A 12,031-nucleotide genomic window follows, 5' to 3' on the forward strand; every position below is an offset into this window, starting at 1 on the left:
AAATCTCAACCCGTTCCTCAACGCTGAAATGTCGATATCGCTGTCCCATCGCAACACCCTAGGAAGGTGTTGCACTTCGTTTGAGAACTCAGGGAATCCAGAGCTCCGGCGAAACTGGACCCCCGCCTGCGCGGGGGTGACGGTCGTTTGACTGTATCTCCCCCGCTTGCCTCCCGCCCGCAAAGGGCTAGAACCCCGGCAAGACAGGAATACGAGGGAGACACCCCGATGAACGCCAAGGCCGACACGCAGACTTTCCGCTGGGAAGACCCGCTGTTTCTCGATGGTCAGCTGACCGAGGAAGAGCGCATGGTCGCCGAGACGGCGCGGGGCTATGCGATGGAAAGCCTGATGCCGCGGGTGATCTCGGCCAATAGGGAAGAGCGGTTCGACCGCGAAATCCTGACCGAGATGGGCGAGCTGGGCCTTCTGGGTTCGACCCTGCCGGAAGAATATGGCGGCGCCGGCCTCAGCCATGTTGCCTACGGCCTGATCGCGCACGCGATCGAGAGCGTCGATTCGGGCTACCGCTCGGTGATGAGCGTGCAGTCCTCGCTCGTCATGTATCCGATCTACGCCTTCGGTACCGAAGAGCAGCGCAAGACGTATCTCCCGAAGCTCGCCAGTGGCGAATGGGTCGGCTGTTTCGGCCTGACCGAGCCCGATGGCGGCTCCGATCCGGGCGCGATGCGCACTACCGCGCGGAAGGTCGAGGGCGGCTATGTCCTCAACGGCTCGAAGACCTGGATTTCCAACTCCCCGATCGCGGATGTCGCGGTGGTCTGGGCGAAGCTGGACGGCGAGATCCGCGGCTTCGTGATCGAGCGCGGCACGAAGGGGTTCGAGACGCCGAAGATCGAGGGCAAGCTGTCGCTGCGCGCCTCCATCACCGGCATGATCATGCTCGATGACTGCAAGGTCGGCGAGGATGCCCTACTGCCGAATGTGAAGGGCCTCAAGGGTCCCTTCTCCTGCCTCAACAAGGCGCGCTACGGCATCTCCTGGGGCGCGATGGGCGCGGCGGAATTCTGCTGGAAGGCGGCGCGCGACTACGCCATGGAGCGCATCGTGTTCGGCAAGCCGATCGCCGGCACCCAGCTGGTGCAGAAGAAGCTCGCCGACATGCAGACCGAGATCGCGCTCGGCCTGCAGGGCGCGCTCAGGCTCGGCCGCATGCTCGATGAAGGTGCCTGGGTGCCGGAAGCGATCTCGATGATGAAGCGCAACAATTGCGGCAAGGCGCTCGCCATCGCCCGTGAGGCGCGCGACATCCATGGCGGCAACGGCATCGCCGAGGAATACCACATCCTGCGCCACGCGATTAACCTCGAAACGGTCAACACCTATGAGGGCACGCACGACGTCCACGCCCTCATCCTCGGCCGCGCCCAGACCGGGCTGCAGGCGTTCAGCTGAGCCTCACGGCCGGGCCCGGATTTCGTGATCGGGCGTGACTTGGACAGCGGCGGGGCATCGGCCTAGCTTCACCGGGACGGGGCGCGCATACACCGCGCCCTGCCGGACTTCGCACGCTGACCGGGATCACAGTTGGACGGCACACCACATATCGCGACGCGACCACTGATCGACGCCTTCGGGCGGCGGATCAGCTATCTGCGCCTGTCGGTGACCGACCGCTGCGATCTGCGCTGCCGCTACTGCATGAAGGCCCGGCCCGACTTCCTGCCGAAATCCGAAGTGCTGACGCTTGAGGAACTGGAGCAGGTCGCCTCTGCCTTCATCGCGCGGGGCGTGACCAAGATCCGCGTCACCGGGGGCGAGCCGCTGGTCCGCCGGGACGTGATGACGCTGGTCGAACGGCTCGGCACACGGATCGGGGCCGGGCTCGACGAACTCTGCCTGACCACCAATGCCACCCGGCTGGCCGAATTCGCGCCGCGCCTCGCGGCGGCCGGCGTCAAGCGGATCAATGTCTCGCTCGATACGCTCAACGCGGACACCTACCGCACGCTGACGCGGGGCGGTGATCTCGCCCGCACGCTGGACGGAATCGCGACGGCCAGGGCGGCGGGCCTGAAGATCAAGATCAATGCGGTGGCGCTGAAGGATACGAATGCCGCCAGCCTGCCCGGCCTGATCGAATGGGCGCATGGCGAAGGCCATGACGTGACCCTGATCGAGGTGATGCCGATGGGCGAGGTGGAAGCCAACCGGTTCGATCAATTCCTGCCGCTCGACGCGGTGCGGCGCGATCTCGAAACCCGCTGGACGCTGACCAGCCTGCCAGATGTGACCGGCGGGCCGGCGCGCTATGTCCGCGTGGGCGAAACCGGCGGGCGGCTGGGCTTCATCACCCCGCTGACCGGAAATTTCTGTGCCGGCTGCAACCGGGTGCGGGTGACCTGTGCCGGCGAACTCCATGCCTGTCTCGGGCGCGACGGCTCGCTCGACCTCAAAGCCGCGCTGCGGACCGGCGGGCCGGATGCGCTCGATCGCCTGCTCGATGAGGCCATGGCCGCCAAGCCGGAGGCGCATGATTTCCGGATCGGGCGCGGCGGTTCGTCCGGGGCGTCGCGCGACATGGCGAGAACGGGGGGCTAGGGCATGAAAGTGCTGTTCTTCGGCCGTCCGGCGGACGTGCTGGGACGATCCCGCGAGATCGCTCTGCCCGATGATGCGACGGTCGGAGGAGTCCGCCGCGCGCTCGCCGAAGCCGATCCGGCGGCGGCCTTGCTGATGGAGTCGTCAATTCGTGCATCGGTCGATCGTCAGATCACGGATGACCGGGCCACCCTGACCGAAGACAGCGAAGTCGCCTTCTTCTCGGCTTTCTCCGGAGGCTGACGATTGAGGATCGAAACCCGGCTCACGACGGAAACGATCGACGCGGCTGCCGAGCTGGATCGCTTCACGAAAGCGGCGCACGGCGCAGGCGCGGTGGTCAGTTTCACCGGCATTGTCCGGGGCGGGGACGACGTGACGGCGCTCGAACTCGATCACTATCCCGGCATGACCGAAGCCTCGATCGAGACGCTGGCCAGCGAGACGGCCGCGCGGTTCGGGATATCCTCGCTTCTGGCCGTGCATAGAGCCGGCACTATCCCCGCCGGAGAGACGGTCGTCTTCGTCGCGGCGGCGGCCGAACACCGGCGCGCGGCGTTTCAGGCCGCCGACTGTCTGATGGACCGGCTGAAGACGGAGGCGGCCTTCTGGAAGCGCGAAATTTCCGCCGAGGGCGGCGCGCGCCGGATCGAGCCGCATGACAAAGATCACGAAGATCACAAAAGATGGATGGAAGATGATGGCGGGCATCGCTGAAGATCGCGACTTCATTCCGCTGAAGATCGCGGTGATGACGGTTTCCGATACGCGGACGGAAGAGACGGACACGTCCGGAAAGCTGCTCGCCGACCGGCTGACCGAAGCCGGGCACACGCTGCACGCCCGCGCCATCGTGCCCGACGAGGCGGGGAGAATCCGGGCGCAGGCGTCCGACTGGCTGGCCTCGGGCGCGGACATTATCCTCACCACGGGCGGGACGGGCTTCGCGCCGCGCGACGTGACGCCGGAGGCGATCAAGCCGCTTTGCGACCGGATCATGGACGGTTTCTCGGTGGTGTTTCACACGGTCAGCCTGAAGACGGTCGGCCTCTCCACGCTGCAATCGCGCGCCTTCGCCGGACAGGCCGGGAAGAGCTTCATCTTCTGCCTGCCGGGTTCGACCGGGGCGTGCCGCGACGCGTGGGACAATATCCTCAAATTCGAGCTCGATGCGCGCTACCGGCCCTGTTCCATCTTCGAAATCCTGGAGGCGAACCGGAATGTCTAACGGGGACAGACTCACCCATATCGATACCGAAGGCCGGGCGCGGATGGTCGATGTCTCGGCCAAGCCGGACACGGCGCGGCGCGCCGTCGCCACAGGTCAACTGACCTGCGCGCCGGACACGCTGCGTCTGGTGAAGGAAGGCAAGGCCCCCAAGGGCGCGGTGATCTCGACCGCCGAACTGGCCGGGGTGATGGGCGGCAAGCAGACCAGCGCCCTTATCCCCCTCTGCCATCCCCTGCCGCTGACCAAGCTGAGCGTGGATATCTCGGTGGATGACGCCCTGCCCGGTTTCACGATCATAGCCGAAGCGAAGACGACCGGCCCGACCGGCGTCGAGATGGAGGCGCTGACCGCCGTGTCGGTCGCCGCCCTGACCCTGTTCGACATGCTGAAAGCCGTCGACAAGGGGATGGAGATCGGCGCGATCCGGGTCACGGAAAAAGCCGGCGGCCGGTCCGGCGACTGGACCGCAAGCACATGATTTCGTTTGACGAAGCCATTGCGCGCCTGACCAGGGTCGCGACCCCGCTCGGGCCGGAAACCGTCCCGTTGTCTGAGGCCTCCGGGCGGCGGCTGGCCGCCGACGTGAGCGCCCGGCTCGACAGCCCGCGTAGCGCGGTCTCGGCGATGGACGGCTATGCCGTTCGCAGCGCCGATCTGCGCCCGGACACGCCTTTCGCGGTGATCGGCGAGAGCTTTCCCGGACGCCCCTTTGGCAAGCCGGTCAAGGCCGGCGAATGCGTCCGCATCTTCACCGGCGCGCCGGTACCGGAGGGCGCTGACCGCGTTGTGATCCAGGAGAATGCGGCCCGCGACGGCGAGCGCGTGTCGTTCAGCGGCAGCCTCGACGGGCCAGCCCATATCCGGGCAGCGGGGTCCGATTTCGGCAAGGGCGACACGCTGCTCACCGCCGGGCACCGCCTCAACCCGCGCGCGCTTGTTGCGGCAGCTGCCGCCGACGCTGCGAAGCTCGACGTTTTCCGCCGGGCCGATGTCTTCGTGCTCGCAACCGGTGACGAGTTGAAGTCCCCTGGCGAGGCGCGCCTGACGTCGGACGGCATACCGGATTCCCTGTCGGCGGCACTGATCGCCTTCATCCGGGACTGGGGCGGTGTGCCGGTCGGGCAGGCGAAAATCGCGGACGATCCCGGCATTCTGCAAGCCGCGGCGCGGCAGGCGCTGGAGCATGCCGATGTCGTGCTGGTCACCGGCGGCGCGTCAGTCGGGGAAAAGGATTTCGCCCGCGACATGTTCGGCTTCGCGAACCCGAAGGAAGTGTTCTCCAAGGCCGCAATCAAGCCGGGCAAGCCGGTCTGGCTGTCGCAGGTCGGCGGCGGGCTGGTGCTCGGCCTGCCGGGCAACCCGACCTCGGCGATGGTGACCGCGCGCCTCTTCCTCGCCCCGCTTCTGACCGGGCTTGAAGGCGGCGATCCGGCCGAAGCCCTGCAGTGGCAAGAGAGCGTTCTGACCGGGGCGATCGGACGCAATGGCGGGCGCGAAACCTTCCACCGGGCGCGGCTGTCCGGCGGGACAGCTGAGCCGCTCGGCACGAATGATTCCGGCGCGCAGGCGGTCCTCGCCGAAGCCGATCTGCTGGTCCGGCAAGCCGCCGATCATGGCGGCTATACGGACGGTGAGACGGTTCGTACGCTCGACTTCTAGACGAGACCTTCGAGGCTGACCGTCTTGATCAGGGCGAAGACCGTCTGACCTTCTACGAGGCTCAGCGCGTCGGCGGATTCCCGCGTGATCCGGGCGCGCAGATGCGGTCCGCCGGCATCCAGCAACAGATCGGCGTGAACGCCCCGGTCGCGGCGCTCGAGCAGCCTTACCTCGATCACGTTACGGATGCTGAGGCCTTCGGGCCGCTGCGTGGCAATGGCGACGTCGCGGGCTCGGATCCGCAGGCGAACCACAGCCCCCTCGGATACGCCATCCAGCCCCGGCACGGTCAGGGCCTGACCGGCGAGATCAAGGCGCGAAAGGCCATAGGCGTTCGGCCTATCCGCCACCGCCGCCTCGACAATTACACCGGCCTCGAATCCTTCACCCGGCGCCGGGTCGAGCCCCTCGATCACCGCTGCTGCCGGACCGAAGGCCGCTACTCGCCCGTCACGGAGGACCATGATCCGGTCAGCCAGCCGCACCATTTCATCGATCGAATGGCTGACATAGAGGGCGGGGATGGCGAAGCGTTTCAAGGCACTCCCGAGATAGGGCAGGATGGCCGCCTTGCGCTCCGCATCGAGCGCCGCCAGCGGCTCGTCGAGCAGGAGAAGGCGCGGGGCGGTCATGAGCGCCCGGCCGAGCGCGACGCGCTGCGCCTCACCGCCGGACAGGGTGTGGGTGCGGCGATCCAGCAGCGGGGCGAGGTCCAGCGCCTCGACCACGTCAGCAAAGCCGGGGCCGCCCGCTGCGGCGCGTTTCACGGCGTAGTCCAGATTGCCGCGTACGCTCAGATGCGGAAACAGGCGCGGCGCCTGGAAGACGGTCCCGACCGGGCGCCGCGACGGCGGCAATCCGGTCCAGTCCTCGCCATCGAAGACGATCCTTCCCCGGTCCGGCCGGTCGAAACCCGCGATCAGGCGCAGCAGGGTCGTCTTGCCCGCCCCGCTGGGTCCGAAGATGCCTGTGACGCCCATAGCGGGTCGGCTCACTTCTACCGACAGGGTGAAGTCGCCGCGCCGGTGCGTCAGGTCGAGGACGAGATCAGCGGACATGCAGCTTCCGTCCCCGTCCGAGCGCATAGACGGCGAACAGCGTCACGAAGGCGAAGACCAGCAGGCCCGCCGACAGGGCATGTGCCTGCGCATATTCCAGTGATTCCACATGCTCCCAGACGGCGATGGAGATGGTGCGGGTGCGTCCCTCGATATTGCCGCCGACCATCAGGATGACGCCGAACTCCCCAACCGTATGGGCGAAGCTCAGAACCGCCGCGGTTAGTGCGCCGCGCGCCGAGAGCGGCAAGGCGACCGTCAGGAAGGCGTCGAGCGGGCGCGCGCGCAGGCTGGCGGCTGCCTCCATCATGTCCGGGCCGACCCGTTCGAAGGCGGCCTGCAAGGGCTGCACCGCAAAGGGCAGGGAGTAGATCACCGAGGCGACAACGAGGCCGGTGAAGGAGAAGGCAAGGGTCGTACCCGTCACCTCCAGCCAGAAACCGCCGAGTGGTGAAGCCGGCGCCATCAGGAGGAGGAGATAAAAGCCCAGCACGGTCGGCGGCAGGATGAGCGGCAGGGCCGTGACCGCCTCGATCACCGGCTTGATCCGCGACCGCGTCGTCGCCAACCACCAGGCCAGCGGAAGCGAAAGCGCCATCAGGATGAGCGTGGTCACGCTCGCCAATGCCAGCGTCAACAGGATGGGCCCGGTCATTCGCGCGCCCCGGCGGCGTAGCCGGCGGCCTCGATCACCGCGCGGGCGGCGTCCGTCTGGAGGTAGGCCAGAAACCCGGTCGCGGCGGGATTGTCCGCACCCCGTGTCAGCAGGACAGCGTCCTGCGCCAGCGGCGTATGCAGGTGTTCGGGCACGATCCAGGCACTGCCCTGCCCGTCCGGCAGCTGGGAGAGGGCGATGAAGCCCAGTTCGGCATTGCCCGAAGCGATGAAGGCGTAGGCCGAACCGACATCGCCGCCCGTCACGAGCCGGTCCTGGACGGCATCGGTCAGGCCGAGCGCCTCCAGTGTTTCCATTGCCGCCGCGCCATAGGGGGCGGTGCGGGGATTGGCGATGGCGAGGAAGCGGAAATCGCCGGACAAGGCGGCGGCGCCGTCCGGTCCAATGCGGTCCGGGTCCGCGCTCCACAAGGCGAGACGACCGAGCGCATAGGTGAAGCGCGATCCGGCCACAGCCTGCCCGGCCTCGACCAGCATTGCGGGGCGTTCGGTGTCGGCGGACAGGAAGGCGTCATAGGGTGCGCCCTGCACGATGCGGGCGTAGAGCTGGCCGGTGGACCCGGGCGAGATCGTGATCATGTGGCCGCTTTCGGCCTCATAGGCCTCGGCGAGCGTTTCGGCGGTCCGGGCGAAATTCGCGGCGACGGCGATCAACGCCTCGTCCGCCCCGGCGCGGGCAGAGACGGCGAAAAGAAGGGCGAGAAGCGCGGCGCGAAGCATGGCGATGACGCTAGGGCGCGGGCCGGAAGGCGGCAAGCGATCCGACTTCACACCAAGCTTGTCAGCCGTTGAAACGGCGGCCGTCCTCGGCGATGGTCTTGAGCCGGTCTGAAATCGTGAAGTCCTCGCCCAGCGCCCTGCCGTGGCGCTCGAGGCCCGACAGGACCCGGCCCACGCCGATCGTGTCGGCCCAGAACATCGGCCCGCCGGTCCAGGCCGGCCAGCCATAGCCGTAGAGCCAGACGATATCGATGTCGGAGGCACGCTGCGCGATCCCTTCTTCAAGGATTTTCGCGCCCTCATTGATCATCGGATAGATCAGGCGTTCGCGGATCTCGCCCTCGGTGAAGTCGCGGGGCGGCTTGCCGGATTTCCGGGCGAAGTCGGCAATGATCGCCTCGACCTCCTTCGACGGGGTGCGGCTGCGGTCCTCGCCATAATCGTAGAAACCCTTGCCGGTCTTCTGGCCGCGCCGCCCCTGTTCGCACAGCACTTCGCGCACGGTCGAGGACGACGTCGTCTCCGGGTTCCAGCCGATGTCGAGCCCGGCGAGGTCGGCCATCTGGAACGGACCCATCGGCATGCCGAACGAGGTCAGCGCATCGTCGATCTGCCAGGGCGTCGCGCCTTCAAGGAGCAGGGCGTTGGCCTGTTCCTGACGGGCGGCGAGCATGCGGTTGCCGATGAAGCCGTGGCAGACGCCCGACACCACGGCGACCTTGCCGATCTTCTTGCCGACCGCCATCGCGGTGGCGAGGACGGCGGGGGTCGTCTCCCTTCCGCGTACGACTTCCAGCAGCTTCATCACATTGGCCGGCGAGAAGAAATGCATGCCGAGCACATGGTCGGGACGGCGCGTCTGGGCCGCGATCTCGTCGATGTCGAGATAGGAGGTGTTGGAGGCGAGGATCGCGCCGGGTTTTGCCACCTGGTCGAGGCGGGAGAAGATGTCCTTCTTCAGATCCATGTTCTCGAACACGGCTTCGATGATCAGGTCACAATCGCCCAGCGCCTCGAAATCGAGCGTGGGGCTCAGGCGGCCCATCGCCGCTTCGACCTGTTCAGGCTTGAACTTCCCCTTGGCCGCGGAGCGCTCGTAATTCTTGCGCATGATGGAAACGCCGCGATCGAGCGCGGCCTGCTCGCGTTCCACCATCGTCACCGGAATGCCGGCGGTCAGGAAATTCATCGCGATGCCGCCGCCCATCGTGCCGGCCCCAAGAATGCCGACCCTTTCGATCCTGTAGGTCGCGGTGTCCTTCGGCAGGCCGTCAATCTTCTGCGCCATGCGCTCGGCGAAGAAGACGTGGCGCATCGCCTTTGACTGGTCGCCCGTGACGAGCTTCATGAACAACTCACGCTCCAGCGCCGTCCCCTTTTCAAAGGGGACATTCACCGCCGCCTCGACCGCGGCGATGCAGGCCTCGGGCGCGTCGAGGCCGAGGATCATGCGGGCATTGTCCTTGCGGAAGCGGTCGAACAGGCCGGGATCTTCTTTCGCCGCCCGGATCTTGTCGCCGCGCCGGCTGGTCACGGGATGCGTGTCCCGGTCCATGACTTCCTTCGCCAGCGCAGCGGCGGCATCGCGCAGCCCGTCTTCCTCGGCGAGCTTGTCCACCAGGCCCGCCGCATGTGCCGCCTTGGCGCCGACGGGATTGCCGGACACGATCATGCCCAGTGCGGCCTCCGCGCCAATCACGCGGGGCAGGCGCTGCGTGCCTCCGGCTCCCGGCAGCAGGCCGAGCTTCACTTCCGGCAGGCCCAGCTTCGCGGACGGAACGGCGACGCGGTAGTGACAGGCGAGCGCGACTTCCAGACCGCCGCCGAGCGCGGTGCCGTGGATCGCGGCGATCACCGGCTTTGAGCTGGACTCGATCGCGTCGCAAACCTCCGGCAGGCCCGGGGCCTGAAGCGGCTTGCCGAATTCGGTGATATCGGCTCCGGCGAAGAAGGTGCGGCCGTCGCAGGCGATGATGATCGCCTGCACGCCACCATCGGCATTGCCTTTCGCGATGGCTTCGGCCAATCCGGCACGCACCGCATGACCCAGCGCGTTGACCGGCGGGTTGTCCGAGATGATCCAGAAAAGCTTGCCGTCCTTGCGTGTGGAAATGGGCGACATCGCCATACCTCCCTTTCGATCCGGTTCGACCGGCAACATCCCGGTGTTCGACTCATCCAAGCGGGCCTGATCGTGCCTGTCAAAGTGACCGGCGCAAGTCCCAGACCATATTTTCGTATTCCCCTCACGCGAACGTCAGCGTGACGCTTCACCGCTTCTCTGGTAATCGAACGGCATGGCCGAAGCTGTCGATCTCGACGAGGCGAAGACGGCGCGCTTCCAGGAGAAGCGCGAGCGGATTCTCGATGCGGCCACCCTTCTGATCAACCGGCGCGGCCTGAAAGGCCTGACTTTCGTCGATGTCGCCGAGAAGGTCGGGCTGAACACGACGAGCGTCACCTATTACTTCCGGCGCAAGGAAATGCTGGCCGCAGCCGTGCTTCACCGAACGCTCGACCGGATCGAGGCGATGGCCGATGCCGGCGCCGGTGAGGCGACACCCCGGGAGTGCGTGCGGGCCTATGTCGCGGCGAATTTCGAGCTTCATGCGCGGGTCGCCAGGCTCCAGGAAACCCCGGTCGCGATCATCTCCGACATCAGGGCGATGAAGCCGCCCCTGCGTACCGAATTGCTCGACCGCTATCTGACGATATTCCGCAAGCTGCGGGCCTATTTCGGACCACCGGAAAACGCTCGGCAAAGGGCGCTGTCGACGGCGCGCGCGCACGCCCTGTTGCAGAACATGTTCTGGCTCAGCGCCTGGTTGCCGGAATACGGCGTCGAGGATTATCCGCGCGCCCGCGACCGGCTGATCGAGATTTTCGAGCATGGCATTGCCCCGGCCGGCGCGCCCTGGTCTCCGGAGATCGTGCCGGTACCGAAGACGACCGGCCACAGCCAGGGCATGCCCGGCCATTATCTGCGGACCGCGACCGAGCTGATCAATGAGCGTGGATATCGCGGCGCGTCGGTCGACGAGATCGTCACGCAGCTGAATGTGACCAAGGGCAGTTTCTACCATCACCATGACGCCAAGGACGACCTTGTTCTCGACTGCTTCCGGCAGAGCCATCTGCGCACCGCCCTGGTGCAGCAGGCCGGTCAGGCACTTGGCGGCGATCAGCTCCATCGCCTCAATTCGGTGATCGCCACCCTGCTTGGCGTTCAATTCTTCGGCGATTTTCCATTGCTCCGATCGACCGCATTGCAGGCGCTGCCCGGTGAATGGCGCAGTGACGTGATCGAGCAGTCCGACCGTGTGGCGCGGCGTTTCGCCGGCATGCTGATCGACGGGATCAGCGAGGGCACGGTCCGGGCCTGCGATCCGCTGATCGCCAGCCAGGTGATCATGGCGAGCCTCAATGCCGCTTACGATCTCAAGAAATGGGCCAGCGGCATGGCCCCCGGGGAGGCCGTGGCGCTCTACGCCTCGACCCTGACACACGGCCTGTTCGCGGACTGATACTCAGCGCCGCGCAATGATCCAGATGGCGTGAACGATGCCCGGAATATAGCCGAGCAGCGTCAGGAGTATGTTCAGCCAGAAATGGAGCGTCAGCCCGACCTGCAGGAAAACGCCGAGCGGCGGCAGGATGATGGCGAGTATGATCCGGACGATATCCATCGAAAGTCTCTCCCGAACAATTGAATTGCGTTTCGCTGTCGCCAGAACGAACGAGCGAAGCAGGCCTCAAGTTCCGGAAAAACTTGCAGGAACCGCTGCGGCGCCGCAGCGTTTCCCTGTCAGGCGGGGGATGTTGATAACGCGAACAACCCAGTTTCAAGAGGCTTAGCGATGACCAACCACTCCAACTTCCTGTTGTCCTCCAGCTCGATCAGCAACGACGGTGTGGTGAATGCCACCGGCGACGAGCTTGGCCAGATCGAGGACCTGATGATCGACCCGGTCACCGGCCGCGTGGATTATGCCGTTCTGTCGTTCGGCGGATTTCTGGGCATTGGCGACAAGTATTTCGCCGTGCCGTTCGACCAGCTGGCCGTCGACCGGGAAAACAAGCGGATGGTGCTTGATGTCGACCGCGAGCGGCTGAAACAGGCGCCGGG

14 protein-coding genes are annotated in these 12,031 nt (G+C 66.4%); 9 read left to right on the plus strand and 5 right to left on the minus strand.

Annotation, left to right across the window (positions count from 1 at the left end; genetic code table 11):
• The first annotated feature begins 228 nt into the window (after positions 1 to 228).
• The 7 genes from ACFOOR_RS09505 (at position 229) to ACFOOR_RS09535 (ending at position 5,452) form a co-directional block, all read left to right on the plus strand.
• Positions 229 to 1,416 carry an acyl-CoA dehydrogenase gene (locus tag ACFOOR_RS09505; protein ID WP_343165698.1) on the plus strand — a complete coding sequence of 396 codons (1,188 nt, stop codon included), beginning with the start codon at positions 229 to 231 and terminating at the stop codon, positions 1,414 to 1,416.
• A gap of 132 nt (positions 1,417 to 1,548) precedes the next feature.
• On the plus strand, positions 1,549 to 2,562 hold the full coding sequence (gene moaA / locus ACFOOR_RS09510) for a GTP 3',8-cyclase MoaA (protein WP_343165697.1): 1,014 nt from the start codon (positions 1,549 to 1,551) through the stop codon (positions 2,560 to 2,562).
• 3 nt (positions 2,563 to 2,565) lie between these two features.
• Positions 2,566 to 2,805, plus strand: a complete 240-nt coding sequence (locus tag ACFOOR_RS09515) for a MoaD/ThiS family protein (protein ID WP_343165696.1) — start codon at positions 2,566 to 2,568, stop codon at positions 2,803 to 2,805.
• Positions 2,806 to 2,808: 3 nt separating this feature from the next.
• Positions 2,809 to 3,279, plus strand: coding sequence for a molybdenum cofactor biosynthesis protein MoaE (locus ACFOOR_RS09520; RefSeq protein WP_343165695.1), 471 nt, complete (start codon positions 2,809 to 2,811; stop codon positions 3,277 to 3,279).
• Positions 3,263 to 3,790: a molybdenum cofactor biosynthesis protein B gene (gene moaB, locus ACFOOR_RS09525; RefSeq protein ID WP_343165694.1), complete on the plus strand. Its 528-nt coding sequence runs from the start codon at positions 3,263 to 3,265 to the stop codon at positions 3,788 to 3,790. The genes ACFOOR_RS09520 and moaB overlap by 17 nt, the downstream gene beginning before the upstream one ends.
• Complete coding sequence (moaC, locus tag ACFOOR_RS09530; protein ID WP_343165693.1) at positions 3,783 to 4,271, plus strand: cyclic pyranopterin monophosphate synthase MoaC; 489 nt, start codon at positions 3,783 to 3,785, stop codon at positions 4,269 to 4,271. The genes moaB and moaC overlap by 8 nt, the downstream gene beginning before the upstream one ends.
• Positions 4,268 to 5,452 (plus strand): molybdopterin molybdotransferase MoeA, encoded by a 1,185-nt coding sequence (locus tag ACFOOR_RS09535; protein ID WP_343165692.1) that lies wholly within the window; start codon positions 4,268 to 4,270, stop codon positions 5,450 to 5,452. Before moaC ends, ACFOOR_RS09535 begins: the two co-directional genes overlap by 4 nt.
• Here the strand turns inward: ACFOOR_RS09535 and modC are convergent.
• The 4 genes from modC to ACFOOR_RS09555 all read right to left on the minus strand — a co-directional run bounded on the left by modC (position 5,449) and on the right by ACFOOR_RS09555 (position 10,027).
• On the minus strand, positions 5,449 to 6,510 hold the full coding sequence (gene modC, locus ACFOOR_RS09540; RefSeq protein ID WP_343165691.1) for a molybdenum ABC transporter ATP-binding protein: 1,062 nt from the start codon (positions 6,508 to 6,510) through the stop codon (positions 5,449 to 5,451). The genes ACFOOR_RS09535 and modC overlap by 4 nt on opposite strands.
• On the minus strand, positions 6,500 to 7,165 hold the full coding sequence (gene modB / locus ACFOOR_RS09545) for a molybdate ABC transporter permease subunit (RefSeq protein WP_343165690.1): 666 nt from the start codon (positions 7,163 to 7,165) through the stop codon (positions 6,500 to 6,502). The genes modC and modB overlap by 11 nt, the downstream gene beginning before the upstream one ends.
• Positions 7,162 to 7,905 carry a molybdate ABC transporter substrate-binding protein gene (gene modA / locus ACFOOR_RS09550; RefSeq protein WP_343165689.1) on the minus strand — a complete coding sequence of 248 codons (744 nt, stop codon included), beginning with the start codon at positions 7,903 to 7,905 and terminating at the stop codon, positions 7,162 to 7,164. The genes modB and modA overlap by 4 nt, the downstream gene beginning before the upstream one ends.
• A 61-nt stretch (positions 7,906 to 7,966) precedes the next feature.
• Positions 7,967 to 10,027, minus strand: a complete 2,061-nt coding sequence (locus ACFOOR_RS09555; protein WP_343165688.1) for a 3-hydroxyacyl-CoA dehydrogenase NAD-binding domain-containing protein — start codon at positions 10,025 to 10,027, stop codon at positions 7,967 to 7,969.
• 175 nt (positions 10,028 to 10,202) lie between these two features.
• On the opposite strand from ACFOOR_RS09555, the gene ACFOOR_RS09560 reads away from it, so the two are divergent.
• Entirely contained in the window at positions 10,203 to 11,429 is a 1,227-nt protein-coding gene (locus tag ACFOOR_RS09560) for a TetR/AcrR family transcriptional regulator (RefSeq protein WP_343165687.1), read from the plus strand.
• 3 nt (positions 11,430 to 11,432) lie between these two features.
• Here the strand turns inward: ACFOOR_RS09560 and ACFOOR_RS09565 are convergent, their stop codons facing one another.
• Entirely contained in the window at positions 11,433 to 11,591 is a 159-nt protein-coding gene (locus ACFOOR_RS09565) for a YqaE/Pmp3 family membrane protein (protein ID WP_343165686.1), read from the minus strand.
• A 171-nt stretch (positions 11,592 to 11,762) separates the two neighbouring features.
• Here ACFOOR_RS09565 and ACFOOR_RS09570 point away from each other — a divergent pair.
• Positions 11,763 to 12,031: PRC-barrel domain-containing protein (locus ACFOOR_RS09570; RefSeq protein WP_380214393.1), on the plus strand; the 269-nt coding region annotated here is incomplete at its 3' end.

Source organism: Hyphobacterium vulgare (assembly GCF_042643335.1).
Taxonomy (GTDB): domain Bacteria; phylum Pseudomonadota; class Alphaproteobacteria; order Caulobacterales; family Maricaulaceae; genus Hyphobacterium; species Hyphobacterium vulgare.

Excerpts from the sequence above, each read along its gene's own strand:
- ACFOOR_RS09560 (WP_343165687.1), top strand. The coding sequence starts at position 10,203 with ATGGCCGAAGCTGTCGATCTCGACGAGGCGAAGACGGCGCGCTTCCAG.
- ACFOOR_RS09515 (WP_343165696.1), top strand. The coding sequence starts at position 2,566 with ATGAAAGTGCTGTTCTTCGGCCGTCCGGCGGACGTGCTGGGACGATCC.
- moaC (WP_343165693.1), top strand. The coding sequence starts at position 3,783 with ATGTCTAACGGGGACAGACTCACCCATATCGATACCGAAGGCCGGGCG.
- ACFOOR_RS09505 (WP_343165698.1), top strand. The coding sequence starts at position 229 with ATGAACGCCAAGGCCGACACGCAGACTTTCCGCTGGGAAGACCCGCTG.
- ACFOOR_RS09535 (WP_343165692.1), top strand. The coding sequence starts at position 4,268 with ATGATTTCGTTTGACGAAGCCATTGCGCGCCTGACCAGGGTCGCGACC.
- ACFOOR_RS09555 (WP_343165688.1), bottom strand. The coding sequence starts at position 10,027 with ATGTCGCCCATTTCCACACGCAAGGACGGCAAGCTTTTCTGGATCATC.
- modB (WP_343165690.1), bottom strand. The coding sequence starts at position 7,165 with ATGACCGGGCCCATCCTGTTGACGCTGGCATTGGCGAGCGTGACCACG.
- modC (WP_343165691.1), bottom strand. The coding sequence starts at position 6,510 with ATGTCCGCTGATCTCGTCCTCGACCTGACGCACCGGCGCGGCGACTTC.
- modA (WP_343165689.1), bottom strand. The coding sequence starts at position 7,905 with ATGCTTCGCGCCGCGCTTCTCGCCCTTCTTTTCGCCGTCTCTGCCCGC.
- ACFOOR_RS09565 (WP_343165686.1), bottom strand. The coding sequence starts at position 11,591 with ATGGATATCGTCCGGATCATACTCGCCATCATCCTGCCGCCGCTCGGC.
- moaB (WP_343165694.1), top strand. The coding sequence starts at position 3,263 with ATGGCGGGCATCGCTGAAGATCGCGACTTCATTCCGCTGAAGATCGCG.